The following is a 25,605-nucleotide window of genomic DNA, read 5'->3' on the forward strand; positions in this document are numbered from 1 at the left end:
CCAGCAAATACTGGCGTTTTTTTATAGGTGCCCTTCGGAACAACCTAACTCAATGTTCTTCTTCCACCGCGTCGCGATCTTCCGTTCCGGCCGAATCATCGTTCTGGGCGCGTGACGAAACACGTTGCGGTTTGACGTAGTCGTTGCTGCCGCTGTTGCGGCTTAGCCATAACGACAACGCCTTGAGTGAATCCGGGGTGAACTCATCGCAGCGCGCCGTAATCTCCTCCGGCGTCAGCCAGCTGACTTCGTCAATTTCTTCCGCCTGCAGGGCGAACGGGCCGTGCATTACGCAGCTGAACAGCGCGCCCCATACCCGGCAGTCATCGCTTTCATAGTAAAACAGACCGTGCTCGGCAAACGGCACGCCGGCGATTCCCAGCTCCTCTTCCGCTTCACGGCGCGCCGATTCCAGCAGGTTTTCACCGCTTTGCACCACGCCACCTGCGGTTGCATCCAGCCAGCCGGGGTAAAAATCTTTGGTTTCGGTGCGGCGCTGGACCAGAATCTTGCCCATGCCATCATGTACAACAATGTAGGTAGCACGGTGCCGCAGGTGCTGAGCGCGCATCTGCTGGCGACTCGACTGGGCGATAACCTCGTTGTTTTCATCAACGATGTCGACCCACTCCGTGCCTGCCGTCTGTGTTTGTTCCACCATCCTCTGAAACCCTTTCGTCGTGGCGCGGTCACGCGCATCAGTTTTTAAAAATATTGGAATTATTGATGTGATGTGAGAGTAGCGTCTAAGTTAGTGGCTAATCGCAACCTGTGCAATAGCCTCCCCACCCTGCAATGGCACAACCTGCAACACGCCGTTATCCAGCAGGCCGTAACTGGCGGGATAACCGCCTTTGGGCAGGCTGACAGAGCCGGGATTGAAACAGTAAATATCGTCACGTCGCTCGGCCACCGGGATATGGGTATGACCAAACACCAGTACGTCGCCGGCGTGCAGCGGCGGCCGTTTTTCCGGGTGATAAAGGTGCCCGTGAGTCACAAATAAGCGATGGTCAGGCAGCAGCACCTGTTGCCAGGGCGCGGTGATCGGAAACTGCAACAGCATCTGGTCAACTTCGCTGTCGCAGTTACCCCGTACCGCCATAATCTGTGAAGCGTAGCGGTTCAGCAGGTTCGCCACATCCGCCGGCTGGTAACGATCCGGCAACGGATTGCGGGGGCCGTGGTTGAGAAAATCGCCCAGCAGGATCAGCCAGTCGGCGCCGCTCTGTTCAAAACGGGTCAACAGGGTTTCGGTGGCAGACAGCGAGCCATGCAGGTCAGACGCAAACATCAGTTTCATAATTCTATCCCGATGCGTGAGAAGATTGGGTCCCGCTATAGTACCAAAAACCCATGTCATCACTGGTCAAAATTATCGGCTTATTGCTTTTCCGCACAGATACACGCCGCTCGGCTCCCGGAGCGAAAGGGAAAGGATAGCTATAACGATTATTTATGTTTCAGGCGGGAAAGTGCTAGGCTTTTGCCTGCCAACTGTTTTTCAGAGTCCTCAGTTTCTGGCTGATGACTCCCCTATGGAGAGATGAGTCATGATTGACGTGTACTACGCCCCTACCCCGAACGGTCACAAAATCACCCTGTTCCTGGAAGAAGCACAGTTACCTTATCAACTGCACCACGTGGATATCGGCGCTGGCGAACAGTTCAAACCCGAATTTCTGGCAATTTCCCCCAACAACAAAATTCCCGCCATCGTGGATCAGCAACCTGCCGATCGGGGCGAGCCGATCAGCCTGTTCGAATCCGGAGCCATTCTGCTCTATCTGGCCGAGAAAACCGGCCAGTTCTTGAGCACCGACGTACGGGAACGCGCCACCACGCTGCAATGGCTGTTCTGGCAGGTGGCCGGTTTCGGGCCGATGCTGGGGCAAAACCACCATTTCAACCACTACGCGCCTCAGCCGGTGCCTTACGCCATCGATCGCTATCAGAAAGAAACAGAGCGTCTGTACGGCGTGCTGAACACGCAGCTGCGCCACCACGCCTGGCTGGCGGGCGATGAATACAGTATTGCCGACATCGCCACGTACCCCTGGGTGGTGTCTCATGACCGCCAGCGCATCGACATTGATGCCTTCCCGGCGGTGAAAAGCTGGTTTGAGCGCATCCGTGAACGCCCGGCCACGCAGCGCGCTTACCAACTCGCGACGAAAGCCTGATCGGGCTAGCCGCCACGCCCGGTTTCCCGGGCGTAATTTCCCCTCAATAATTTGCTGCCATCAAACTATTTTCCGTCATCCTGTCACGCTACGCTGTTGGTTTGAAAAGTGCTTGTTCCGCTGATAAAAGTTCCCTGAGATGTGGTTAATATCACCGGCAGGCGAAAACGAATCATCTATGCTGAAACCGAGATGGAGAGACGGTGTTCCAGCGGGCGTAGCACGACTGCCCGGCGGAAGGGAATAACCTGATATACAAAGCGAGGCCAGCTATGAAGCTATTGATCACCGGGGGAACCGGCCTTATTGGACGTCATCTGATTACGCGTTTGCTGTCCCTGTCACATCAGGTAACCGTAGTGACCCGCTCTCCAGAACGCGCGCGACGGCTGTGGGGCGCTCAGGTTGATTACTGGCGCGGACTGGAGAATCAGACCTCGCTGGACGGTTTTGACGGCGTCATCAATCTGGCGGGCGAGCCGATCGCCGACAAACGCTGGACCAAAGCCCAAAAAGCGCGGCTGTGTCAGAGCCGCTGGGATATCACCCGCCAGTTGACGCAGCTGATTCGCCATAGCCAAACGCCGCCTTCCGTGTTTCTGTCCGGCTCGGCCGTCGGCTATTACGGCGATCAGGGGCAAGCGCTGGTGACCGAAGATGAACCGCCTCACGACGACTTCCCTCATGAACTCTGCACGCGCTGGGAAGCGCTAGCGCAGGAAGCGGAAAGCGACCAAACCCGCGTTAGCCTATTACGCACCGGCGTGGTGCTGTCTGCCGAAGGCGGCGCGCTGGCAAAAATGCTGCCGCTTTTCCGGCTGGGATTAGGCGGCCCGATCGGCTCCGGCAAGCAATACCTGCCGTGGATCCATATCGACGATATGACCAACGCTATTTTGTACCTGCTGGATAATCCGATCCTGAGCGGCCCGTTCAACATGGTGTCGCCCTATCCGGTACGTAACGAGAAATTTTCCGCCATGCTGGCGAGCGCGCTGGATCGCCCCGGCTTTGTGCGCACGCCCGGCTGGGCGCTCAGGATACTGATGGGTGAAGCGGCGACGTTGCTGCTGGGCGGACAGCGGGCTATTCCGCAGCGGCTGGAGAAAGCCGGTTTCGGTTTTCGCTTCTTTGAGCTGGAAGAGGCACTGAACGATTTGCTGCATCCCCGCGCAGGCTGACCGGGTCAACCGGTGCGGGGACGACGTGACGGTACGGAACGTTACTTCAGCGCACCGGACAGGAACTGCTGCAAACGCGGGCTTTGCGGGTTGCCGAACACCGCCTCCGGCGGCCCTTCTTCCTCCACCAGCCCCTGATGCAGGAAAATCACATGGCTGGAGACATGCCGGGCGAACTCCATTTCGTGGGTCACCACCACCATGGTTTTGCCCTCTTCCGCCAGTTGCTGCATGATGCGCAGCACTTCGCCCACCAGTTCCGGATCCAGCGCTGACGTGGGCTCGTCAAACAGCAGCACATCCGGCTCCATCGCCAGCGCGCGGGCGATGGACACACGCTGCTGCTGGCCGCCGGACAAATCGGACGGGTATTTCTCCTGTGATGCGCCGGTGATCCCCACCTTGTTCAGGTAGAACTCGGCCCGTTTGCGGGCTTCCGCCTTGCTCAGTCCCAACACCTGCACTGGCGCTTCCATCACGTTTTCCAGCGCGGTCATGAAGCTCCACAGGTTGAAATGCTGGAATACCATAGTCAACCGGGTACGCAGCAGCTGTAGTTGTTTCTTGTCGAATACCTTGAGCTGCCCGTCCTGGTCCCGCACCATGTGAATTTCCTGACCATTCACATGGATCGACCCTTCACAGGGTTTTTCCAAAAAGTTAATACAGCGCAACAAGGTGCTTTTACCCGACCCCGATGAACCGATAATGGAAATAACGTCCCCGGCTTTAGCCTGTAATGAAATGCCTTTCAGCACCTCATGCTGACCATAACGCTTACGTAATTCCGTCACCATCAGCTTATTATTCTGCATGCTTTGTCTGTTCCTGCACTATTTAATGGAATGAACGGTTAATGGGATGAACGGGTATGAAGATGCCGTAACCAGCGGCGCTCAGCCTTTCTGAACAACGAGATCAGCACGAACGATACCGCCAGATACATCACGCCTGCGATGCCGAACGCGTAAAACGGCTTGTAGGTAGCGGCGTTGATGTCGCGCGCCACTTTCAGCAAATCCGGCACGGTCACGGTAAAAGCCAGCGCGGTGGAATGCAGCATCAGGATGACTTCGTTGCTGTAGGCGGGCAGCGCGATGCGCAGCGCGCCCGGCAGAATAATGCAGCGGTACTGTTTGAAACGCGAAAAGCCATAGGCGCGGGCGGCTTCGATTTCGCCATGCGGCACCGAACGAATGGCGCCGGCGAAGATTTCGGTGGTATAGGCGCAGGTATTGAGCGCCAGCGCCAGAATGGCGCAATTCAGGCCGCTGCGGAAAAACGCATTCAGCAGATCGGTGCCGCGCACGATTTCCAGGCTGTACACGCCGGAGTAGAACACCAGCAGTTGCACATACAGCGGCGTGCCGCGAAACACATAGGTAAAGGCCCATACCGGCAACCAGTAGCGGCGACGGGGCGAAACGCGGGCTACCGCCAGCGGAACCGCCGTCAACCCGCCGATAGTCACCGACACAATCAGCAGCCACAGCGTCATCGCCAGCCCGGTGAGGCGATAGCCGTCACTCCACAGCAGGGCCTGCCAGTATTGTTGCAGAATCTCACTCATAATTTACTTTCCGGACTCCCTGCGAGTAGCGTTTTTCCAGCCACCACAGCACCCCATTGGACAGGGTGGTAAAAATCAGATACAGCACGCCGGCCACAATGGCGAAAAAGAACGGATGATGGGTTCCCTTTCCGGCCAGTTGGGTCGCTTTTATCACGTCGCTCAACCCCAGCAGCGACACCAGCGCGGTCGCTTTGAGAATCACCTGCCAGTTGTTGCCGATTCCCGGCAGCGCAAAGCGCATCATCGATGGAAACATGATGCGGCGAAAGACTTTCATCGGCGTAAAGCCAAACGCCACCGCCGCCTCAATCTGGCCGCGAGGCACCGCCAGATAAGCGCCGCGGAAGGTTTCGGTGAAATAGGCGCCGTAAATAAATCCCAGCGTAATAATCCCCGCCGCCAGCGGGTCGATATCGATCTGATCCAGGCCAAGCGCCTCGGTAAGGCTGTTGAGCGCCATCTGCAGACCATAAAAAATCAGCAGCATCAGGACCAGATCCGGTACGCCGCGAATCAGGGTGGTGTAACCGGAAAAACAGCCGGACAACAATCGGCTGGACGACAGCTTCGCCGCCGCCCCCACCAGGCCGATCAGCAGCGCCAGCACCAGCGAACACAACGCCAGTTGCAGCGTCATGCTCGCGCCATCCATGATTAATTCGGAATAGCCATAAAGCATTACATCAATCCGCTCAGAAAAGGCACACATCTGCCTGCTCGGAGCAGGCAGAGGTTAATCAGGAAGGCTTATTCGCCGTAGACGTCGAAGTCAAAGTACTTCTTGGCCAGCTTGTCGTAGGTACCGTCTTTGCGCATGGTCGCAAAGGCTTTATCCAACGCGGCTTTCAGTTCGGTTTCGTTCTTGCGCAGCCCCATGCCGGTACCCACGCCGAACAGTTTGTCGTCTTTCACCGCCGGGCCGGCAAACACATACTCTTTGCCTGCGGCCTGTTTCAGGAAGCCTTCGCTGCCCGCCACTTCATCCTGGAACGCGGCGTCGATACGGCCGGCGGTCAGATCAGCATAGATCAGATCCTGATTCTGGTAGGCGACAACATCAACGCCTTTCGGCTGCCAGTACTGGTTGGCGTAAGATTCCTGCGTGGATGCCTGCAACACGCCGACACGCTTACCTTTCAGCGCCTCCAGCGTCGGCAGAATCGGCGAGCCTTTTTTGGCGATCAGACGGGCATTGGCCGCGTACAGTTTGTCCGTAAAGGCGATTTCCTGCTGGCGTTTCTCGGTGATGGACAGGGAGGAAATAATGGCGTCGATCTTTTTCGCTTTCAACGACGGGATCAGCGCGTCGAAATCACTCTCGACGAAAGTGCAGTTTGCCTGAATGCGTTTGCACAATTCTTTTGCCAGATCGATATCAAACCCGACCAGTTGACCACTGGCGTCCTTGGATTCAAACGGCGCATAAGTGGGGTCGGTGCCAATCTTGATATTTTTCGGAACCTCGGCGAGGGCACTGCCTGCTGCGAATACCAGCGCAAGGGGCAAAAGTTTCAACATTTTTTTCATTGCGTTACCCTTATTTTATGATTGTGTATGCCTAAGTGATTCGTGAAATCTGACCGCGAAATTGTTGTGATGAATGCGTTTGCCGTGTGCGTTAATCCACACATTGTTTGTCAAAACATAGCAAATTTTATGCCATAAAGAATATGCAATTCTGCATAAAATCAGGCGTGGTGATCATGATAGCCGCATCAATATAATCAATGAATTATGTCAACTCATGCTATCGGGATAACGAACAGGACGCTGGTGACTCGCATTGAATGCACGATATTAGTGCATATCGATGCACCACAAAAAACATCACGCCACAAAAAAGTGCAAAACGCCACACCGGCACCGGGCGGCCCGGTGACGCGATGATATGGCTTATTATTGCAAATGAGGCGGTTACGCACCCTGCCAGCGCGTAAACAGATCCTGGGGCAGCGCAATGTCAAACTGATCAATCACCCGATTGACGGTCTGATCGACGATATCCTGCACAGTTTGTGGGCGGTGATAAAACGCGGGCACCGGCGGCATGATCACCGCACCCATTTCAGCGGCGGCATTCATCAGGCGCAGATGACCGAGGTGGAGCGGCGTTTCCCGCACGCACAGCACCAACGGGCGACGCTCTTTCAGCACCACGTCCGCTGCGCGGGTCAGCAGGCTGTCGGTATAGCTATGGGTAATGCCGGATAACGTCTTGATGGAACAGGGAAGAATCGCCATACCTGCCGTTTTGAACGATCCCGACGAAATGCTGGCGGCAATATCGCGGGAATCGTGCACCACATCGGCCAGCGACTGTACATCGCGCACGGTCAGGTCGGTTTCCAGCGACAGTGTTTGTCGGGCCGCCGGACTCATCACCAGGTGAGTTTCAATCCCGGCGACCGGCTGCAACACCTGCAACAACCGCACCCCATATATCACGCCGCTGGCGCCGGAAATACCGACAATCAGTCGCTTCATTCTCACCTCTCAGACCCACCGCAACAGAGACGGCAAAACATGTGCGCTGACTTTGCCGCATCACCAGAGGATTGGCAAGAATAACAGCGACAAAAAAGGGAGCCTGCGCTCCCTTTTTAACCACGATTAGCGATCGGTCATCACCCTTCGTTGTGCAGTTCCAAATCTTCGACTTCATTCTGGCTGCGCATCGCCTTGGCGTCGTCGTTACGCAGTGCTTCCAGATAGTCCAGATAGTCCTGATCCACGTCTTTGGTAACATAGACGCCGTTGAACACCGAGCATTCAAACTGAACGATTTCCGGGTTGTCTTCACGCACCGCTTCGATCAGGTCATCCAGATCCTGGAAAATCAGCGCATCGGCGCCGATGATCTTACGAATCTCTTCCACTTCACGACCGTGAGCGATCAGTTCGTTGACGCTCGGCATATCAATGCCGTACACATTCGGGAAACGGATCTCCGGCGCCGCGGAGGCCAGATAAACCCGACGCGCGCCGGCTTCACGCGCCATCTCCACGATCTGCTGAGAGGTGGTACCGCGCACGATGGAGTCATCCACCAGCAACACATTCTTGCCGCGGAATTCCGCCCGGTTGGCGTTCAGCTTGCGACGTACCGATTTAATGCGGGTTTGCTGGCCCGGCATGATAAAGGTACGGCCGACGTAGCGGTTCTTCACAAAGCCCTGACGGTACGGCTTGTTGATGATGCGGGCGATTTCCAGCGCGATATCGCAGGACGTTTCCGGAATCGGAATCACCACGTCGATATCCAGCTCTTCCCACTGGCGGGCAATCTTTTCGCCCAGCTTCTGGCCCATACGCACGCGGGCGCTGTAGACCGAAATCTTGTCGATAAAGGAATCGGGACGGGCGAAATAGACATATTCGAACAGACACGGGTGGCTTTTCGGGTTTTCCGCGCATTGACGGGTGAACAGCTGGCCGTTCTCGGTAATGTATACCGCTTCGCCCGGCGCCACATCGCGCAAAAACTCAAAGCCCAACGTGTCCAGCGCCACGCTTTCCGACGCCACTATGTACTCGTTGCGCCCATCCTGCAGTTCGCGCTTGCCGATAACCAACGGACGAATGCCGTTCGGATCGCGGAAAGCCACCATCCCGTGACCGATGATCATGCCGATGCAGGCATAAGCGCCGCGAATCTGCTGATGCACCGCCGCCACGGCGGCAAAAATGTTGTCCGCTTCCAGCGGATAGTGCTGGAAACGATCCAGCTCTTTGGCAAACACGTTCAGCAGGATTTCAGAATCCGAGGTGGTATTGACGTGACGGCGCCCTTCTTCAAACAGCTTTTTACGCAGTTCATGGGCGTTGGTCAGGTTACCGTTGTGGGCCAGCGTAATCCCGAACGGGGAATTGACGTAAAACGGCTGGGCCTCTGAGGCACTGGAGCTGCCTGCGGTGGGATAGCGCACGTGGCCGATCCCCATGTTGCCCTGCAACCGTTGCATGTGCCGGGCTTCAAACACATCTTTCACCAGGCCATTGGCTTTGCGCAGGCGAAAGTAGTTGGCATCATTAATGGTGACGATGCCCGCGGCATCCTGCCCACGGTGCTGTAACACCGTTAACGCGTCATAAATCGACTGGTTGACCGGTGTAAAACCGGCGATACCGACAATACCGCACATGTGGTCTTTTCCTCATCAGCGCTACCGCGGCTAGATGTGCCGCGGCAAGAAACTCGACGTGCTTTGCAGGTAGTCAAAAAACCACCTGATGATATAACTGAACTGCGGGATTAAATGGGACTGCTTCCAGTCGGCACTCTGTGAAAAACCGGTGAAGGTATCCAGAAAGAACAGCAGCGCGGAGACGATCAACACACCGCGTAATGCACCGAAGCAAATGCCCAGTACCCGGTCAGTGCCTGACAGTCCGGTGCGTTCAACCAGCGAACCGATCACATAATTAACGATAGCGCCCACAATCAACGTCGCAATAAACAGAATGGCAATGGCGATACCGTTGCGCACCAGTTCATCATTAAACCGCGTGAAATAGACCGCGAGATAGGCATAGTAGTGGCTGGCGATAAAGAACGCCGCCCCCCAGGTCACCAGTGACAGCGCTTCACGTACAAACCCCCGGATGAGACTGACCAGAGCCGAGAATCCGATAATACCGATAATGACGTAATCAACCCAAACCATGAACTATCCTAATAATGAACGATGACAATCGCAGCGCCGGTCATCCTGTTCGCGGCGCATTCTAACAGAAAAAGAAAACGTTTGCGTAGCGTATTTCCCGCCGATTTTTTCGATAGGCGAAGAAATAAAAAAAACCTCTCGCCGCCATGCGGATAGCGCCCCAGTCCGTCGCGCGCCGCCGATAGCGGTTCAGTGCTCCGCCACAAAATTTCAGTACTCCGCACACAAAATAAAGGGGCAAGGTCGCCTCGCTCCCCTACCCCTGCTTGTATATCCCCGTCATACTTCAAGTTGCCGATGCGTTGGCTGCGTTACTCGGCCCATCCCTGGGCCTCGCCCCTGCGGGGCCGCTGCCAGCAGCGTTCAACTCTGCTCCCGGCAGCGTTGTCGCTCACCCCAGTCACTTACTGATGTAAGCTCCTGGGGATTCACTCGGTTGCCGCGTTACAAGGCTCTTATGAGCCTTGCCCTAAAGGGCCAACGCATTGCGTTGTTCAACACGTGAACGTGTTGTCCTGCAACTCGAATTATTTTGGGTATAGGCTGATTAGCCGCCTTAGCGCGCGCTGTACGACCGGACTTGCCCGCTCAGCCCGCTAAGCTGTTGCAACTCGCCCAGCGCCGACTGCAGTTTCTGCTTCGAAGCATCCGGCCCGACGTAGATACGGGTAATCTGCCCCGCCACCGGCGCCGACGGCACGGTATAGGCCCGATAGCCGGACAGACGCAGTTTGGCGACAATCTCATTGACCTTATCGGCATTCTTCAGCGCGCCCAACTGCACCACAAAGGCCTGACCGGCTGGCGCCTGCTCCTGAGGCGTCGGCTTGCTTTCCGGCGCCTTGTTTTCCGTTTTGGCTTCCGCCGCGCGGGTGTCGGCCGGTTTTTCGGCCGGCTTGCTTTCGACCTTCTTACTTTCGGCCAGCTTACTTTCGGCCAGCTTACTTTCAGCCGTCTTGCTCTCCGCCGCTTTCGCCTCGGGCTTCGGCCGGCTTTCCGGTTTGGTCTCCGGTTTTTTGGTTTCAGGCTTCGCCGGCTGCGCCTTCATCGCTGGCGGCGCCACTTGCTGTACCGGCGGGCGTGGTTCCGTCACCACCGGCGCCGGCGTTGCGGCCGGACGGGAAGACGACGGCTGAGACGCGCCATGACGGGCGGAGGATTGCGCGGAATCCGGCTCTTCGGCCGCCTCCGCGGCAGACTCATTCTTACTCTGCATCGCCGCCTCGGCCCCTTCAGGCGGCTGGGCCGGCAGAGACTGATTTATCGGCGGCATCGACTCCGCTTCCAGCGTATCGCCCGGTTTGGGAACCAACGGGATAGCGGCGAAATCATCTTCATAATGCTTTTTCTTACCATCCAGCAGGCCGGGGAGCACGATCACCCCCAGCGCTACCAGCACAACAGTTCCTACCAGGCGATTCTGAAATTTACTCGCCATGCGTTCCGCTCCCGTCCAGCGCTTCCATCACATGCGCGACAGTATGGAAAGAACCACAAACAATCACTACATCATCTTCGCCGGCGTCCTGCATTGCCTGCCGCCAGGCCGTCGCCACATCCGGGAATGACGTACAGCTCTCCAGATGTGTCGCCAGCAGTTCGGCGTCGGCGCCGCGCGGCCCCTCCAGCGGAGCGCAATACCACACATCCACCTGCGGCTTAAGATGCGCCAGCGTACCGGGGATGTCTTTATCCGCCAGCATGCCGATCACCGCCCGAACCCGGCCGGCGCGCGGTAAATCAGCCAGTCGCGCGGCCAGGTAGGCCGCAGCATGAGGATTATGCGCGACATCCAGAATCAACAACGGCTTTTCGCTCACAATCTGGAAACGTCCCGGCAATTGCGCCTGACGCAGCCCCTGACGGATGGCATCGACAGTCAAAACAATGTCGGAGGCTTGCAACGCCGCCAGGGCGGTCGCCGCATTCGCCAGCGGCACGGTTGGAATGGGTAATCCATCATAATGAACATCGCCGCTCTGCCAGCGCCAGCCGCCGTCCTGCAGTGAAAACTGCCAGTCAGAGCCTCGCCGGAACAGCTGCGCGTCTTTTTCCTGCGCTACGGCGGCAATCGATGCCGGCATATCCGGTTCACCCACCACAGCCGGCCGGTTCCCGCGGAAAATGCCCGCCTTTTCACGGCCGATGCTTTCCCGGTCGTTACCCAGCCAGTCGGTGTGATCCAGCGCGATGCTGGTAACGACCGCGACATCGGCATCCACGATATTGGTGGCATCCAGACGACCGCCCAGCCCGACTTCCAGAATCACCACATCCAGTTGCGCCTGCTTGAATAACCACAGCGCCGCCAGCGTGCCGAATTCAAAATAGGTCAGCGAAGTGCCGTTGCGACCGGCCTCGATCGCGGCAAATGCCTCGGCGTGCCGGGACTCCGGCAATTCGCGGCCCTGGATACGCACTCGTTCGGTATAACGCAGCAGGTGTGGTGAACTGTACACGCCAACCCGTAGCCCGGCGGCGCTCAAAATGGATTCCAGCGTGCAGCACGTGGTGCCTTTGCCGTTGGTGCCGGCTACGGTAAACACGCGGGGGGCTGGTTGCAGCAGATGCAGGCGCTCCGCCGCCAGTTGGATGCGCTCCAGACCGAGGTCGATGGTCTGGAAGTGTAGATGTTCAAGATAGTGAAGCCACGTGGCCAGAGGCGACGTGGCTTGAGGTGTCTGAAGATTATCCATGAGTCCCGTTCACTGACTTACGGTTGATTGCTGCCGGGAACACGGCAACGACGCCGCCCTGCTCCCGGTACATCATTGATTAGGCTTCACTCTGTGATTCAGGCGAGGCGGACGGCCGCGCCACGGCGGATTCCTGCGGCTCCGGGCGATTCGTCAACCGGGACAGGATGCTCGCCAGTTTGTAGCGCATATCCGCACGACGGACGATCATATCGATGGCGCCTTTTTCCAGCAGGAATTCACTGCGCTGGAAGCCCGGCGGCAGCTTTTCACGCACCGTCTGCTCAATAACGCGCGGGCCGGCAAAACCGATCAACGCTTTCGGCTCGGCGATGTTCAGATCGCCCAGCATCGCCAGACTAGCGGACACGCCGCCCATCGTCGGGTCGGTCAGCACCGAAATGTACGGCAGGCCGCGTTCGCGCATCTTCGCCAACGCCGCGCTGGTTTTCGCCATCTGCATCAGCGACATCAGCGCTTCCTGCATACGGGCGCCGCCGCTGGCGGAGAAGCAAACCAGCGGGCAGTTGTCTTCCAGCGCCTGCTCAACGGCACGGACAAACCGCGCGCCGACGACGGAAGCCATAGAACCGCCCATGAAGGAGAACTCGAACGAAGCCGCGACCACCGGCATGTCGTACAGCGTGCCCTTCATCACCACCAGGGCGTCTTTTTCGTCAGACTGCTTCTGCGCCGAGACGATACGGTCCTTGTATTTTTTGGAGTCTCTGAATTTCAGGACATCTTTAGGCTCCAGCTCGCTGCCCAGTTCCACCATGCCTTCTTTGTCCAGAAACGCATGGAGACGAGCCCGGGCGGACAACCGCATGTGGTGATCACATTTCGGACACACTTCCAGGTTGCGTTCCAGCTCGGCGCGGTAAAGCACCTGACCGCAACTGTCACATTTAGTCCACACCCCTTCAGGAATATTCGCCTTGCGGGTTGGCGTGACATTACTTTTATTAAGAATTCGTTCAATCCAGCTCATTGATAACCTTTCTGCTTGAACCTGGCACCAGCCAGTACGCTGCTACACGTTACCCCATCCCTGGCAACGCCGCCGATAAAGCGATATCGCATCCCGGATACGCCGGGATAAGACATTGGCATTCAGGCTTGTTTATGCAAACACAGCCGTAAATGCTGCTCATTAAACCATAACGATCCGGACGTGTGGATAAAAAACTGGTCAAACCGGATGTTAAAATAATTTTCCACTTATTTCATATTTTGCCGCGTCAGGGCGCGCTTATGCCGCCAGAACTCGATCAACCCCGGCAGAATGGAGATGAAGATGATCGCCACGATCAATAACTTCAGGTTCTCCTGCACCACCGGCAGATCGCCGAACAGGTAACCGGCATAGGTGAACAACAGCACCCACAGCAGCGCCCCGGTCACGTTGAACAGGGCGAACTCGCGGTAACGCATGTGCCCCATCCCGGCGACAAAGGGCGCAAATGTTCTCACAATCGGCACAAAGCGCGCCAGAATTATTGTCTTGCCGCCGTGGCGTGCATAGAACGCATGGGTGCGATCCAGATAGCTGCGTCGGAAAATACGCGAGTTGGGATTGCGGAACAATTTCTCGCCGAACAGCCGGCCGATAGTGTAATTCACCGCATCGCCCAGCACGGCGGCCACCACCATCAGCGTAACCATCAGATGAACGTTCAGGTCATTGGTCGGCAACGCGGCCAGCGCGCCCGCCACAAACAGCAGCGAATCGCCAGGCAGGAACGGCGTGACCACCAGGCCGGTTTCACAAAACAGAATCAGGAACAGAATCGCGTAGATCCACACGCCATACTGCGCCACCAACCCGGCCAGATGCACATCAATGTGCAGGATGAAATCAATGATAAACCGTACAAAATCCAGCATAATCGCGTCCTTATTCAGTTCAAATGCCGACTTCGCCGTTCGTTGACGGCGCGCCAGTTACCCTTAAATCGCCTCATCCGGCAGAAATAGCGGCCCCATCGACGCGCATGGAATACCGAAATCCTGCGGATAATCCACCGAAACCAGATACAGTCCATCGGCTTTCGCCGTCGCGGCGGCCAGCGTTCGATCCTTTGCCGCCAGCAGTTCGGCCATCCAGTTTTCCGGCTGGTTGCCGCACCCGATCTCCATCAGGCTACCCACAATGTTACGCACCATGTGATGCACAAACGCGTTGGCCTTGATATCCACCACCACATAGTCTCCCTGGCGCACCACCCGCAGGTGCATCAGGTTACGCCAGGGCGTGCGCGACTGGCACTGCACCGCCCGGAACGAGGTAAAATCGTTCTCGCCCAGCAGGCACTGACCGGCGCGGTGCATACGCTCGGCATCCAGCGGCAGGTAGTAATGCGTCACGCCCCGCGACAGGATCGCCGGCCGGAAGCGCCGGTTATAAATCACGTAGCGATAACGACGAGCGGTGGCGCTGAACCGGGCATGAAACGCGTCATCCACCGTTTTCACCCAACGCACCGCGATATCCGGCGGCAGGTTGGCGTTGACGCCCATAGTCCAGGCGGCGTCCTTACGCACCGACCGGGTGGTGAAATGCACCACCTGCCCGGTAGCGTGTACCCCGGCGTCGGTGCGGCCGGCGCAAAATACGTCGATTCGCTCGTTCGCCACCTGAGACAACGCCGCCTCCAGGCAACCCTGAACGCTGTCAACCTCGGCCTGACGCTGCCAGCCGTAATAACGACTGCCGTCATACTCGATCCCCAGGGCGATTTTCAGCGGCGCCTCGTCATCCGCGTGCTGCAACGCCGTCATTACCCCAGGTACTCCTCAATCAGCCGCTCGGCGGTTTCCACCGCCATCAGCGCGCCGCCGAAACGGATATTGTCGGCCACCGACCAGAACTGCAACAGTTCGGGAATGCCGTAATCGTTGCGCAGGCAGCCAATATTCAGGTGTACATTGCCGGAAGCGTCTTCCACCTGCGTCGGATAGTCGTCTTCCTCGCTCAGCGCCACATCGCCCGCCTGCGCCAGTACATCGCGCGCTTCATCGGCAGACAGCGGGCGCAGCACTTCCAGATGCACCACCTGCGCATGACCATAAAACACCGGCGACTGTACGCAACTGACCGAAATCGGCAGGCCGTCGTCCTGCAATACCTTACGCACCTGCTCCACCAGCCGACGCTCTTCACGCACGCTGCCTTCGCTATCCGCCAGCAGCGGCAACAGGTTGAACGCCAGCTGTTTCGGGAACAAACCCGGCTCGGCCGGAATACCGTTGAGCAGACGAGCGCTCTGGCCGGCCAAATCATCTACCGCCGCCTTACCGTGAGCCGATACCGACAGCAAATTGGTCACATGCAGACGCGACAGCCCGGCCTGCTCCGTCAGCGGTTTGATCGCAGTGAGCAACTGGCTGGTCAGGCTGTCCGCCACCGCCACGAGATTGCGGTTGCGGTAATCCGCCAGCACGTGCGGGTTGACGCCCGGCACCACCAGCGGCACGTCCGGCTCCAGCGCGAACAGGCCGCTGCTGTCAATCACCAGACAGCCGGCGTTGCCCGCCGCGTCGGCATAGCGGGCGCTGGCTTCCATACCGGCGACGAAAAAAGCCAGTTGTACCTGCGACCAGTCGAAATCCGCGGCGTCTTCCACCCGCAGCGAACGGCCGCTAAAACGCAGGCTCTCGCCGACGCTGTTTTCACTCGCCAGCGCATAGAGCTCACCCACGGGAAACTCACGTTCCTGCAACAGCTCCAGCAAAGCGGTGCCGACGGCGCCGGTCGCGCCCAGCAGCGCGATATTCCAGCCATTGGACATGTGATCGTTCTCCCCAACAATAATGAATAAAACACACCGGACGATGATCGCACCGCCCGGATTAATCTGATTTTGATACAGGAAATTAGTGATCGTTGACCGACGCGGTGAAACCCAGCCGGTTCAGCCGGTCTGCACTCTCCCGATCGGCGCAGACGACATGCAGCGATGACCACTCGCGCCGCTCCTGATAGAACTTGCGCAGCCGGTCAAATTCGCCGGGCACGTGCGCCACCTGGCGCAGCAGGGCGTCATCACGGCGCACATCATACACCAGATGCACCAACCGTTTGAGCTGACGCTCATCCAGCGGCACGGTCAGGGTGACCTCGGACAGTTCCGGCGTCGGCAGCAGCGACGACAAGGCGACCTGTTGCGGCTGACCGATAAAATGGCTCCAGGCTTCGAAGACCTGGGTGGTGCCGCGCGCTTTGCCTTCCAGTGTATAACCGGCGATATGCGCGGTGCCGATGTCGACCCGCTCAAGCAGTTCGATGGACAATTCCGGCTCCGGCTCCCACACGTCCAGCACCACGCTGATGTTTTTGCCGCTTTGCAACGCCGCCAGCAAGGCGGCGTTATCCACCACCGGACCACGGCAGGCGTTGATCAGAATGACGCCGTCTTTCAGACGCGCCAGCAGCGCGGCATCCACGTTGTGCCAGGTGGCGTAAGGGCCGTCTTTCAGCAAAGGCGTGTGAAAGGTCAGCACGTCGGCCTGCGCCACCACCTCGTCCAGCGACAGGAACGGCCCGTTGTCGCCGCGATCCGCCCGCGGCGGGTCGCACAGCAGCGTGCGGACGCCCAGCGCCGTAAGCCGGTCATTGAGACGGGAGCCCACGTTGCCCACCCCGATAATGCCGACGGTACGATCCGTCAGATTGAAGCCATCGCGTTCCGCCAGCATCAGCAGCGAGGAAAATACATACTCCACCACCGCAATCGCATTGCAACCGGGCGCGGCGGAGAATGCGATTCCCTGTTGGCGCAGGAACGCTTCATCGACATGATCGGTTCCCGCCGTCGCCGTACCGACAAATTTCACCGCTTTGCCGGTCAGCAGGTCGGCGTTCACTTTGGTGACCGAACGCACCATCAGCGCATCCGCCCCGTTCAGAGCATCCGTCGGAATCGGCCGCCCCGGCACCGCCGTCACCTCGCCCAGACGGCTGAACAGCGTCTGCGCGTAAGGCATATTTTCATCAACTAGGATTTTCACGTTGGCTTTCCTGATAGACCGCTGACGACACCCGCGCCGCAGCGATGAAACGAAGGGCATTATTCTGCCACAAACCGGCACAGGGTAACACTGACGACGGGAGCGGCACTCGCCTCGGCAGACAGGCGGCGTTGCGAGCTACGCATCACATTAATGGATACGCCTTATCAGGTCGGCGGCTCGCCAAACGCAATCCGTACCCGCAGCCCGCCCAGCGTCGGGCTGTCCAGCAACTGGACCCGGGTACGATGCCAGCGAGCGATATCCCTGACCAGAGCCAGCCCCAATCCGGCGCCCGGCAGACCGCCGTGGTTATCCAACCGGTGAAACGGCCTCATCGCCTGCTCGCGTTCGCCCGGCGGGATACCGGGACCGCTGTCTTCCACCTCCAGTTGCTGCGCTTGTATCCGGGCGGTCACAACTCCGCCCGATGGGGTGTATTTCAGCGCATTATCCAGCAAATTGGCGCACAGTTCCGCCAGCAGCAGCGGCTCGCCGCGAATCAGGCAGCGCTCATCGCCTTCGTAGCCCAGATCGATCCGCCGGCTGCGTGCCAATGGTAAACGGGAAAAACAGGCGTCCCGCACCAGTTCAGCCAGGTCCACCGTTTGCCAGGTGTGATCTTTGCTGTCCTGCGCCCTCAGCCGCGACAGTTGCAGCAGACGATCGGTCAACTGGATAGTGTCGTCCAGCGTGGCGCGCATGCCGAGCAGGCTATCGCGCCACTGCGCAGGTTGCGAGCTGTTCAGCGCCACGCCGACCTGAGTTTTCAGCACCGCCAGCGGCGTTCTGAGCTGGTGCGCCGCATCCGCGCCAAAACGCTCCTGCCGTTGCACCAATCCGCTGAGCCGCTCGATATAACGGTTGAACGCCACCAGCAACGGCTGCATTTCCGACCAGGGCAATAGCGGCGGCAACGGCGTTAAGTCTCCCGGCTCACGGCGCGCCATCACGCCGGACAGCCGACGCAGCGGCCGCAGCAGTTTGCGAAACAGCAGCAGCACCAGCAACAGCGCCAGCAACACCAGCGCGCTTTGGCTGAGAGCCGCGGTCAGCAGTTGCCGGTGCGCGAAGGCTTCGCGGGAACTCAGCGTTTCCGCCACCAGAATCAGCACCATGCCTTCCACGCCGGATTCATGCACCGGCTGCCACAACGCCGCCACCCGGATGGCCCGCCCGTGATAGCGAGCGTCATAAAAATGCGCCAGCGCCGGATAATGGCGGGATAGCGGAATGCCGCGGGGCAGCGGCGGCAGGTCGTCATAGCCGGAGAGCGTTTTGCCCTGAGGAGTCAGCACCTGATAATAGAGCCGGTCATTCATGTTGCGCTCAAAGCTGTCCAACACCACCCAGGGCACATCCACCGCCAGTTGCCCGTTGCGCACCGTCAGCCGTTCAGCCACCGTGCGCGCCGAAGCCAGCAACGTGCGATCGTAAGCCTGCGTCGCCGCCGCTTTCGCGCTGTGATAGTGGCTCCAGACCGACAATGCCCACAGCAGCGCCATCGGCAAGCCGAGATACAGCATCAGTTGGCCGCGCAGCGAATTAACTTTCGGCATGGCTACGCTCCAGGCTGTACCCCAGTCCGCGCAGGGTGACAATCATCACATCGCTGCCCGCCAGCTTTTTGCGGATACGGTGCACGTACAAATCCAGGCTGTCCGGGCTGGCGTCGTCTGTCAGGGTAAACACCTGATCATACAGATACTGGCGCGACACCGGGCGGCCGCGGCGCTGCATCAACGTATGCAACACCGCCTGCTCCCGCGGCGTCAGCGCCAGCGGCTTTTCCTGCAATAGAAAATAGCCTTCATCGTGCCAGCTAAGATCGCCCAGGCGCTGCACGTCCTGTATCTGCCCCTGACTGCGCCGCAGCAGCGCGCGCAACCGCGCTTCCAGCTCGGCCAGTTCAAACGGCTTGGTCAGGTAATCATCCGCGCCCAGATTCAGCCCCCTGACCCGGTCCGCCACGCTGGCGCGGGCCGTCAGCAGCAGCACCGGCAGATTCTGGCCGCGTTTACGCAACCGCGCCAGCAACGCCAGACCGTCCATGCGCGGTAACGACACATCCAGCACCACCAACGCATAGGTTTCCTGCTGCAACAGGTGGTCCGCCGCCACGCCATCGCCGACCAGATCCACCGCGAATCCCGCCTCGCTCAGGGCTTTCTCCAGCCAGTGGGCCAGTTCAGGATGATCCTCAACCAGTAAAAGTCGCATCGCCGCCAGCCTGTATCCACATTGTCCTTCTCCTTTCGGTAACCGTCCGACGGCTATTGTCCCTCAGGACCGGTCGGTTTTTTAAGCGACCCCAATCACATCCTGAACACATTTTCAATAACCGAAAGGTAACTGAAAGATTACATCATTAACAATCCAACAACGATCCCGCTTCGGGAACGATAAACAGGAAGGAATGACAATGAAAAAATACCTCGCCCTTTCTCTGACGTTGTGCGGATTGTTTACCGGCGCGACGCCCGCCCAGGCTGCCGCGCCAGCCCGCACCGAATGCATCGCCCCGGCCAAGCCGGGCGGCGGTTTCGATCTGACCTGTAAATTGCTGCAAATCTCGCTACAGGAAACCGGCACCCTCGATAGCCCGATGCGCGTTACCTACATGCCCGGCGGCGTCGGCGCGGTCGCTTACAACGCCATCGTGGCGCAGCGTCCGGACGAACCCGGCACCGTGGTCGCGTTCTCCGGCGGCTCGCTGCTCAATCTGGCGCAGGGAAAATTCGGGCGCTACGGCGTGGACGATGTGAAATGGCTGGCGGCGGTCGGCACCGACTACGGCATGATCGCGGTGCGGGCCGACTCGCCTTACCAGACACTGAAAGATCTGCTCGCCGCCATGCAGAAAAACCCCAATCAGGTGGTCGTCGGCGCCGGCGCGTCCATCGGCAGTCAGGACTGGATGAAAACCGCGATGCTGGCGCGCCACGCCGGGATCAGCCCGCGCGACATGCGCTACGTTGCGTTCGAAGGCGGCGGCGAACCGCTGACCGCCATGCTGGGCGGGCACGTACAGGCGGTTTCCGGCGATATCAGCGAAATGGTGCCGCATCTGCAGGGCGGCAAGATTCGGGTGCTGGCGGTGTTCTCCGACCAGCGCCTGCCGGGACAACTGGCCGACGTCCCCACTGCTAAAGAACAGGGATACGACCTGGTCTGGCCGATCATCCGCGGCTTCTACCTCGGCCCCAAAGTCAGCGACGCCAGCTACCAGTGGTGGGAACAGGCGTTTAAGCACATCGCCGCCACCGACGAATTCAAAAAACAACGCGACCTGCGCGGCCTGTTCGAATTCAACCTGACCGGACAGGCGCTGGATACGTACGTCAAAAAACAGGTCGAGGATTACCGCGAACAGGCAAAGCTGTTCGGGCTGGCTAAATAAGCGAGGAACACATCATGAGCGATCGTCTGTTTGCCGGAATCTGGCTGGCGCTGTGCCTCATCGGTCTGGTTATCGGTTGGGAGATCCAGAGTGAATACAGTTACGAACCGGTCGGCCCGCGCCCGTTTCCCCTCGCCATGCTGGGGCTGATGGCGCTATGCGCTGCTCTGCTGCTGCTGCGCAAACCGGACACACTCGTCTGGCCGTCTCCACCGGTTTGTCGGCGATTGTCGCTACTGGTCGTGATGCTGACGCTGTATGCCTGGCTGTTTGAATCACTGGGCTTCCCGCTGGCGACCGCCCTGCTGGGCTGCGGCATCGGCATGTTGTTTGGCGCGGTGTGGTGGATGGCGGCGTTGTCCGGCGCGGTGATGGGCGTATCGCTGTTTTACGCCTTCGATAAACTGCTTGACGTCACGCTGCCGGCCGGCGCGTGGTTCTAACCGGGAGACAATCTCATGGATACCTGGTCTTTTCTGATGCAGGGTTTTGCGGTAGCGATGACGCCGCAAAACCTGATGATTGCGCTGATCGGCTGCTTTATCGGCACCATCGTCGGGCTGCTGCCCGGTCTTGGCCCGATCAACGGCGTCGCGATTCTGATGCCGCTGGCCTTCGCGCTCAAACTGCCGGCGGAGTCCGCGCTGATTCTGCTCGCTACCGTCTATCTCGGTTGCGAATACGGCGGGCGCATCTCCTCCATTCTGCTCAATGTGCCGGGCGACGCCGGCGCCATCATGACCGCCCTCGACGGCTACCCGATGGCGCAGCAGGGAAAAGCGGGCGTGGCGCTGTCCATTTCCGCCGTCAGCTCGTTCGTCGGCTCCAGCATCGCCATCGTCGGCATTATTTTGTTTGCGCCGTTGCTGGCCGACTGGTCGCTGGCGTTTGGCCCCGCCGAGTATTTCGCCCTGATGGTGTTCGCCATCGCCTGCCTCGGCAGCATGATGAGCCACAACCCGCTGAAATCCTTTCTGTCGGCGCTGATTGGCCTGTCGATGGCGACCGTCGGCGTAGACGCCAATACCGGCGTCTATCGTTTCACTTTCGACAATGTTCATCTGTCTGACGGCATCCAGTTCGTGGTGGTGGTGATCGGCCTGTTTTCCGTCAGCGAAATCCTGCTGATGCTGGAACAGACCGGCGGCGGACAAAAGCTGGTAAAAAACACCGGACGCATGCTGTTCAACGTGCGGGAAGGCATACAGTGCGTCGGCGCGACGTTGCGCGCATCGCTGCTGGGGTTCTTTGTCGGGATACTGCCGGGCGCCGGCGCTACCATCGCCAGCGCGATGGCCTGGATGACGGAGAAAAAGATCAGCGGCAACAGCGACAGCTTCGGCAAAGGCGACATTCGCGGCGTGGCGGCGCCGGAAGCGGCCAACAACGCCTCGGCCTGCGGCTCGTTCATTCCGATGCTGACGCTGGGCGTTCCCGGCTCCGGCACCACCGCCGTGATGATGGGCGCGCTGACGCTATACAACATTACGCCGGGTCCGGCGATGTTTACCGAACAGCCCGATATCGTCTGGGGCCTGATCGCCGCTATGCTGATCGGCAACCTGATGCTGTTATTACTCAATCTCCCGATGATCGGCGTATTCACCCGTATGCTGGCGATTCCGATGTGGTTTCTGGTGCCGGCGATCGCCGCCATTTCCGCCGTCGGCGTCTACGCGGTGCACAGCACCACGTTCGACCTGCTGCTGATGGTCGGGCTGGGGGTGTTCGGCTACCTGCTGCGCAAAATGCACTTTCCCATGTCGCCGCTGATTCTGGGTTTTGTGCTGGGGGAAATGCTGGAACAGAACCTGCGCCGCGCGCTGTCCATCAGTAACGGCGAGTTATCCATCCTGTGGGAAGGCCGCATCAGCCAGACATTGCTGGGAATGGCGGTGCTGATTCTGCTGGCGCCGCCGGTTTTGAAATATTGGCGGCGCCGCCGCACCCAACTCCGGTCCGTCCCCCGCACGTAGCCGCGGCACCGGCCGCATAAAGCGAGCGCCGCGGATTACTCCATCCGCGCGCCGCTTTTCCCGTCGGAATCGGCGCGCGTCACGCCGGTCATGCGTTTTCTCGCCTTTTCGTTCGGTTCAGCGGAATTTTCGCCTGTTCACGCCCGACGACTATCGGTAATACCGCGCCGTTGTTATGATGACGGTGGGTATGATGGCGATAATTTCATCGGGTTGATGCGAAATCCCGTCGAGCGTCTACGGTAAGGATCACACCATGCAACCGATCAGTAACCCCGGCAATGTTTCCCTGCAGGGAGAAAAAACGCTGGAAACCGCGTTGTCGAAAACCGCGACATCCCAGACGGACGATTCACCGCTCACGCTGGCGCAGCGCACCACGCTGGAAAAGCTGGTGGTGCAGATATCCACCCTGAGCGGCGCTAAGCCGGCGGAAGTCTGGGCAACCGTGCGCGCAGAGCTCGGCACGAAAAATAACGCGGAGTTGCTTGCCAGCCAGTTTCCGGCGGCCGAGCAGAGTTTGCAAAACCGACTGACGACCGTACAGGGTTCGCAGGATACCCGCCAGTTGCTGCAACAGCTGACCAGCCTGCTGTCGCAGGGGAATAACCGTCAGGCCGTCAGCGATTTCATCCGCCAGCAGTTCGGCCACACCGTGCTGAGTTCGCTGACGCCTTCGCAGCTAAAGCTGGTGGTAACGCTGCTGCAAAACGGCCAGTTGCCGCAGGCTGCCACGCTGTTGTCCACGGGGGGCAATACCCTGCCGGCCGTTTGGCAATACCGCGACAGGGCAACCGATTCAGTTTCCCCAGACGCCTACCGCCGCCACCATACCGCCGCCACTGCCGCAAACCTCGCAGCAACTGGCAGCCCTATTGCAAGCCGGCGTCATTCCGGACGGGGTCACCGCCAATTCATCGCCGGCGGCGACCGCGCTGCTGGACCGCGCGCTGTTGCCCGCGGAACACAACCAGCTCAACCAGTTGGTGTCAAAGCTGGTGGCGCTGACCGGCGAATCGCCGGGTAAAGTCTGGCAAACGCTGATGGATATGCAGGGATTGAAAACCGGCGATCCGATTCCGGCGAAGAACTTTCAGGTGTTAAGCCAATTCCTCAACACCCAAAGCGTTCTGTTGCAGCAGCATACCCTGCCCACCCTGCATACGCTGCAGGCGGCGCTGAAACAGCCGCTCGATCAGCAGGAACAACAACTGCTGCAGGATTTCACCCGCAGCACCCTGAACATCACGCCACAAACGCCGCTCACCCCTTCGCAAATCAGCGACGTGGTGACGTTCCTCTACCGCCGGCGGCTCCAGCAGATCCAGGAAGCCTCCGCCGCACCGCTGCAGCCGTTTATCAACCCGCTAATCGTCGCCTTGCCGCAGGAATGGCGGTCGCTGGTCAATAAACCTATCGGATTGGCGCTGGTGGCGATCCTGGTGGTGGCCTTGCTGATGTGGGTAGTGCTGTAAGCTGGCGTGAATAGTGCTGTAAGCTGAATAGTGCTGTAAGCTGATGTGAATAGTGCTGTAACGCGCGGAAAATCAGCGCAAGCGGCAGAGAAAAGCGGATTGGCGGCAACGATCGTCAGACAAAAAAATACCGGGCAAGCCCGGTATTTTTTATGTTTTCGCGGTTACTGCGCGTATTTGCGCATCACCAGCACGGCGTTGGTGCCGCCGAAACCGAAACCGTTGGACATCACGGTAGTCAGTTGACGTTCGGTCGGCTCGGTGACGACGTTCATGCCTTGCGCCTGCTCGTCCAGCGTTTCAACGTTGATGCTCGGCGCGATGAAACCGTGCTCCAGCATCAGCAGCGTATAGATGGCTTCCTGCACGCCCGCGGCGCCCAGCGAGTGACCGGTCATGGCTTTGGTAGAAGAGATCGGCGGAACGTTGTCGCCGAACACCTGACGGATCGCCCACAGTTCTTTCACATCGCCCACCGGCGTCGAGGTACCGTGAGTATTGATGTAATCCACCGGGGTATCGACATCCTGCAGCGCCAGCTTCATGCAGCGCACCGCGCCTTCGCCTGACGGGGCCACCATGTCGGCGCCATCGGACGTCGCGCCATAGCCAACCACTTCAGCGTAGATATGCGCGCCGCGCGCCAGCGCGTGCTCCAGCTCTTCCACTACCACCATACCGCCGCCGCCGGCGATAACGAAACCGTCGCGATCCGCGTCATAAGTACGGGAAGCGCGTTCCGGCGTCTCGTTGTATTTGGTGGACAGCGCGCCCATGGCGTCGAATTCGCACGCCAGTTCCCAGCACAGCTCTTCGCCGCCGCCGGCGAACACGATGTCCTGTTTGCCCATCTGAATCTGCTCGACCGCGTTGCCGATGCAGTGCGCAGACGTGGCGCAAGCGGAACTGATGGAGTAGTTGACGCCGTGGATTTTAAACGGCGTCGCCAGACAGGCGGACACGCCGGAAGCCATCGCTTTAGTCACCACATAAGGGCCGACCGCTTTCAGGCCGCGTAGGCTACGCATAGCGTCAGCGCCAAACACCTGGAAACGCGGGGAACCGCCGCCGGAACCAACGATCAACCCTACGCGCGGATTGTTCTGGTAGGCTTCTTCGGACAGCCCGGAATCCTTGACGGCTTCCTCCATGCACAGGTAAGCGTAAATAGAGGCATCGCTCATGAAACGTACAACTTTACGTTCAATCAGGCCTGCCGTATCCAGCTTGACGTTACCCCAGACGTGACTACGCATGCCGGAATCTTTCAGCTCTTCGGAGAAAGTGATGCCAGAACGGCCTTCACGCAGGGATGCCAGCACTTCCTCTTTGTTATTACCGATACTGGACAGAATTCCCAGACCAGTAATCACCGCACGTTTCATTCAATACCTCTTCCGCTTATAGAGTTTGGATTTAGCTCCGCACTTTAGCGTACAGATGTAAG

Annotated in this window: 25 protein-coding genes and 1 pseudogene; 7 read left to right on the forward strand and 19 right to left on the reverse strand. The window is 58.9% G+C overall.

Features of this window, described 5'->3' with window-relative positions; genetic code table 11:
• Window positions 1-49 precede the first annotated feature (49 nt).
• Both yfcD and yfcE read right to left on the reverse strand, forming a co-directional pair.
• Window positions 50-661: an NUDIX hydrolase YfcD gene (gene yfcD, locus DXX3274_RS15085; protein ID WP_049853705.1), complete on the reverse strand. Its 612-nt coding sequence runs from the start codon at window positions 659-661 to the stop codon at window positions 50-52.
• Between the two features lie 90 nt (window positions 662-751).
• A complete protein-coding gene (gene yfcE, locus DXX3274_RS15090; protein WP_039691151.1) occupies window positions 752-1,303 on the reverse strand; it encodes a phosphodiesterase in 552 nt (183 codons plus the stop codon).
• 250 nt (window positions 1,304-1,553) lie between these two features.
• On the opposite strand from yfcE, the gene yfcG reads away from it, so the two are divergent.
• Both yfcG and DXX3274_RS15100 read left to right on the forward strand, forming a co-directional pair.
• Window positions 1,554-2,183, forward strand: a complete 630-nt coding sequence (gene yfcG / locus DXX3274_RS15095; RefSeq protein WP_039691149.1) for a GSH-dependent disulfide bond oxidoreductase — start codon at window positions 1,554-1,556, stop codon at window positions 2,181-2,183.
• 272 nt (window positions 2,184-2,455) lie between these two features.
• Window positions 2,456-3,364, forward strand: coding sequence for a TIGR01777 family oxidoreductase (locus DXX3274_RS15100; protein WP_042860475.1), 909 nt, complete (start codon window positions 2,456-2,458; stop codon window positions 3,362-3,364).
• 41 nt (window positions 3,365-3,405) lie between these two features.
• Here the strand turns inward: DXX3274_RS15100 and hisP are convergent, their stop codons facing one another.
• The 16 genes from hisP to tctD form a co-directional block, all read right to left on the reverse strand.
• Complete coding sequence (hisP, locus tag DXX3274_RS15105) at window positions 3,406-4,179, reverse strand: histidine ABC transporter ATP-binding protein HisP (RefSeq protein WP_042860476.1); 774 nt, start codon at window positions 4,177-4,179, stop codon at window positions 3,406-3,408.
• A 38-nt stretch (window positions 4,180-4,217) separates the two neighbouring features.
• Entirely contained in the window at window positions 4,218-4,934 is a 717-nt protein-coding gene (locus tag DXX3274_RS15110) for an ABC transporter permease (protein ID WP_042860477.1), read from the reverse strand.
• Complete coding sequence (locus DXX3274_RS15115) at window positions 4,927-5,616, reverse strand: histidine ABC transporter permease HisQ (protein WP_042860478.1); 690 nt, start codon at window positions 5,614-5,616, stop codon at window positions 4,927-4,929. Before DXX3274_RS15115 ends, DXX3274_RS15110 begins: the two co-directional genes overlap by 8 nt.
• A 68-nt stretch (window positions 5,617-5,684) precedes the next feature.
• Window positions 5,685-6,464, reverse strand: coding sequence for a lysine/arginine/ornithine ABC transporter substrate-binding protein (locus DXX3274_RS15120; protein ID WP_042860479.1), 780 nt, complete (start codon window positions 6,462-6,464; stop codon window positions 5,685-5,687).
• A gap of 387 nt (window positions 6,465-6,851) precedes the next feature.
• Window positions 6,852-7,421, reverse strand: a complete 570-nt coding sequence (locus DXX3274_RS15125) for a UbiX family flavin prenyltransferase (protein ID WP_038911555.1) — start codon at window positions 7,419-7,421, stop codon at window positions 6,852-6,854.
• Between the two features lie 140 nt (window positions 7,422-7,561).
• Window positions 7,562-9,079 (reverse strand): amidophosphoribosyltransferase, encoded by a 1,518-nt coding sequence (gene purF / locus DXX3274_RS15130; protein ID WP_042860480.1) that lies wholly within the window; start codon window positions 9,077-9,079, stop codon window positions 7,562-7,564.
• 30 nt (window positions 9,080-9,109) lie between these two features.
• Window positions 9,110-9,601, reverse strand: a complete 492-nt coding sequence (cvpA, locus tag DXX3274_RS15135; RefSeq protein ID WP_024106620.1) for a colicin V production protein — start codon at window positions 9,599-9,601, stop codon at window positions 9,110-9,112.
• Window positions 9,602-10,157: 556 nt separating this feature from the next.
• Window positions 10,158-11,039, reverse strand: a complete 882-nt coding sequence (gene dedD, locus DXX3274_RS15140) for a cell division protein DedD (protein ID WP_042860481.1) — start codon at window positions 11,037-11,039, stop codon at window positions 10,158-10,160.
• Window positions 11,029-12,297, reverse strand: a complete 1,269-nt coding sequence (gene folC, locus DXX3274_RS15145; protein ID WP_042860482.1) for a bifunctional tetrahydrofolate synthase/dihydrofolate synthase — start codon at window positions 12,295-12,297, stop codon at window positions 11,029-11,031. The genes dedD and folC overlap by 11 nt, the downstream gene beginning before the upstream one ends.
• Window positions 12,298-12,376: 79 nt before the next feature.
• On the reverse strand, window positions 12,377-13,288 hold the full coding sequence (gene accD / locus DXX3274_RS15150; protein WP_038667424.1) for an acetyl-CoA carboxylase, carboxyltransferase subunit beta: 912 nt from the start codon (window positions 13,286-13,288) through the stop codon (window positions 12,377-12,379).
• Between the two features lie 230 nt (window positions 13,289-13,518).
• On the reverse strand, window positions 13,519-14,181 hold the full coding sequence (locus DXX3274_RS15155; RefSeq protein ID WP_042862153.1) for a DedA family protein: 663 nt from the start codon (window positions 14,179-14,181) through the stop codon (window positions 13,519-13,521).
• 66 nt (window positions 14,182-14,247) lie between these two features.
• On the reverse strand, window positions 14,248-15,078 hold the full coding sequence (gene truA, locus DXX3274_RS15160; protein WP_038919662.1) for a tRNA pseudouridine(38-40) synthase TruA: 831 nt from the start codon (window positions 15,076-15,078) through the stop codon (window positions 14,248-14,250).
• Window positions 15,078-16,088 (reverse strand): aspartate-semialdehyde dehydrogenase, encoded by a 1,011-nt coding sequence (locus DXX3274_RS15165; protein ID WP_042860483.1) that lies wholly within the window; start codon window positions 16,086-16,088, stop codon window positions 15,078-15,080. The genes truA and DXX3274_RS15165 overlap by 1 nt, the downstream gene beginning before the upstream one ends.
• A gap of 85 nt (window positions 16,089-16,173) precedes the next feature.
• Window positions 16,174-17,307: a 4-phosphoerythronate dehydrogenase PdxB gene (gene pdxB / locus DXX3274_RS15170; protein WP_042860484.1), complete on the reverse strand. Its 1,134-nt coding sequence runs from the start codon at window positions 17,305-17,307 to the stop codon at window positions 16,174-16,176.
• 167 nt (window positions 17,308-17,474) lie between these two features.
• On the reverse strand, window positions 17,475-18,866 hold the full coding sequence (locus DXX3274_RS15175; protein WP_042860485.1) for a sensor histidine kinase: 1,392 nt from the start codon (window positions 18,864-18,866) through the stop codon (window positions 17,475-17,477).
• The gene (tctD, locus tag DXX3274_RS15180; RefSeq protein ID WP_042860487.1) at window positions 18,853-19,527 is read right to left on the reverse strand and encodes a transcriptional regulator TctD; all 675 of its coding nucleotides are present in this window, start codon (window positions 19,525-19,527) and stop codon (window positions 18,853-18,855) included. Before tctD ends, DXX3274_RS15175 begins: the two co-directional genes overlap by 14 nt.
• 202 nt (window positions 19,528-19,729) lie before the next feature.
• On the opposite strand from tctD, the gene DXX3274_RS15185 reads away from it, so the two are divergent.
• From DXX3274_RS15185 to DXX3274_RS24310, 5 genes and pseudogenes are all read left to right on the forward strand, one after another.
• The gene (locus tag DXX3274_RS15185) at window positions 19,730-20,707 is read left to right on the forward strand and encodes a tripartite tricarboxylate transporter substrate binding protein (RefSeq protein WP_042860488.1); all 978 of its coding nucleotides are present in this window, start codon (window positions 19,730-19,732) and stop codon (window positions 20,705-20,707) included.
• Window positions 20,708-20,721: 14 nt separating this feature from the next.
• Window positions 20,722-21,150, forward strand: coding sequence for a tripartite tricarboxylate transporter TctB family protein (locus tag DXX3274_RS15190; RefSeq protein ID WP_042860489.1), 429 nt, complete (start codon window positions 20,722-20,724; stop codon window positions 21,148-21,150).
• 15 nt (window positions 21,151-21,165) lie between these two features.
• Complete coding sequence (locus tag DXX3274_RS15195) at window positions 21,166-22,683, forward strand: tripartite tricarboxylate transporter permease (protein WP_042860490.1); 1,518 nt, start codon at window positions 21,166-21,168, stop codon at window positions 22,681-22,683.
• Window positions 22,684-22,939: 256 nt separating this feature from the next.
• Window positions 22,940-23,404, forward strand: a pseudogene (locus DXX3274_RS24305) (flagella biosynthesis regulator Flk); the annotation flags it as partial.
• Between the two features lie 265 nt (window positions 23,405-23,669).
• Window positions 23,670-24,158 (forward strand): hypothetical protein, encoded by a 489-nt coding sequence (locus DXX3274_RS24310; protein ID WP_238556048.1) that lies wholly within the window; start codon window positions 23,670-23,672, stop codon window positions 24,156-24,158.
• A 164-nt stretch (window positions 24,159-24,322) separates the two neighbouring features.
• Here DXX3274_RS24310 and fabB read toward each other — a convergent pair whose 3' ends face one another.
• Entirely contained in the window at window positions 24,323-25,543 is a 1,221-nt protein-coding gene (gene fabB / locus DXX3274_RS15205; RefSeq protein WP_042860491.1) for a beta-ketoacyl-ACP synthase I, read from the reverse strand.
• Window positions 25,544-25,605 lie beyond the last annotated feature (62 nt).

The sequence above is a fragment of the Dickeya sp. NCPPB 3274 genome (genome assembly GCF_000406205.1).
Taxonomy (GTDB): Bacteria; Pseudomonadota; Gammaproteobacteria; order Enterobacterales; family Enterobacteriaceae; genus Dickeya; species Dickeya fangzhongdai.

Excerpts from the sequence above, each read along its gene's own strand:
- yfcD (WP_049853705.1), bottom strand. The coding sequence starts at position 661 with ATGGTGGAACAAACACAGACGGCAGGCACGGAGTGGGTCGACATCGTT.
- yfcE (WP_039691151.1), bottom strand. The coding sequence starts at position 1,303 with ATGAAACTGATGTTTGCGTCTGACCTGCATGGCTCGCTGTCTGCCACC.
- yfcG (WP_039691149.1), top strand. The coding sequence starts at position 1,554 with ATGATTGACGTGTACTACGCCCCTACCCCGAACGGTCACAAAATCACC.
- DXX3274_RS15100 (WP_042860475.1), top strand. The coding sequence starts at position 2,456 with ATGAAGCTATTGATCACCGGGGGAACCGGCCTTATTGGACGTCATCTG.
- hisP (WP_042860476.1), bottom strand. The coding sequence starts at position 4,179 with ATGCAGAATAATAAGCTGATGGTGACGGAATTACGTAAGCGTTATGGT.
- DXX3274_RS15110 (WP_042860477.1), bottom strand. The coding sequence starts at position 4,934 with ATGAGTGAGATTCTGCAACAATACTGGCAGGCCCTGCTGTGGAGTGAC.
- DXX3274_RS15115 (WP_042860478.1), bottom strand. The coding sequence starts at position 5,616 with ATGCTTTATGGCTATTCCGAATTAATCATGGATGGCGCGAGCATGACG.
- DXX3274_RS15120 (WP_042860479.1), bottom strand. The coding sequence starts at position 6,464 with ATGAAAAAAATGTTGAAACTTTTGCCCCTTGCGCTGGTATTCGCAGCA.
- DXX3274_RS15125 (WP_038911555.1), bottom strand. The coding sequence starts at position 7,421 with ATGAAGCGACTGATTGTCGGTATTTCCGGCGCCAGCGGCGTGATATAT.
- purF (WP_042860480.1), bottom strand. The coding sequence starts at position 9,079 with ATGTGCGGTATTGTCGGTATCGCCGGTTTTACACCGGTCAACCAGTCG.
- cvpA (WP_024106620.1), bottom strand. The coding sequence starts at position 9,601 with ATGGTTTGGGTTGATTACGTCATTATCGGTATTATCGGATTCTCGGCT.
- dedD (WP_042860481.1), bottom strand. The coding sequence starts at position 11,039 with ATGGCGAGTAAATTTCAGAATCGCCTGGTAGGAACTGTTGTGCTGGTA.
- folC (WP_042860482.1), bottom strand. The coding sequence starts at position 12,297 with ATGGATAATCTTCAGACACCTCAAGCCACGTCGCCTCTGGCCACGTGG.
- accD (WP_038667424.1), bottom strand. The coding sequence starts at position 13,288 with ATGAGCTGGATTGAACGAATTCTTAATAAAAGTAATGTCACGCCAACC.
- truA (WP_038919662.1), bottom strand. The coding sequence starts at position 15,078 with ATGACGGCGTTGCAGCACGCGGATGACGAGGCGCCGCTGAAAATCGCC.
- DXX3274_RS15165 (WP_042860483.1), bottom strand. The coding sequence starts at position 16,088 with ATGTCCAATGGCTGGAATATCGCGCTGCTGGGCGCGACCGGCGCCGTC.
- DXX3274_RS15175 (WP_042860485.1), bottom strand. The coding sequence starts at position 18,866 with ATGCCGAAAGTTAATTCGCTGCGCGGCCAACTGATGCTGTATCTCGGC.
- tctD (WP_042860487.1), bottom strand. The coding sequence starts at position 19,527 with ATGCGACTTTTACTGGTTGAGGATCATCCTGAACTGGCCCACTGGCTG.
- DXX3274_RS15185 (WP_042860488.1), top strand. The coding sequence starts at position 19,730 with ATGAAAAAATACCTCGCCCTTTCTCTGACGTTGTGCGGATTGTTTACC.
- DXX3274_RS15190 (WP_042860489.1), top strand. The coding sequence starts at position 20,722 with ATGAGCGATCGTCTGTTTGCCGGAATCTGGCTGGCGCTGTGCCTCATC.
- DXX3274_RS15195 (WP_042860490.1), top strand. The coding sequence starts at position 21,166 with ATGGATACCTGGTCTTTTCTGATGCAGGGTTTTGCGGTAGCGATGACG.
- fabB (WP_042860491.1), bottom strand. The coding sequence starts at position 25,543 with ATGAAACGTGCGGTGATTACTGGTCTGGGAATTCTGTCCAGTATCGGT.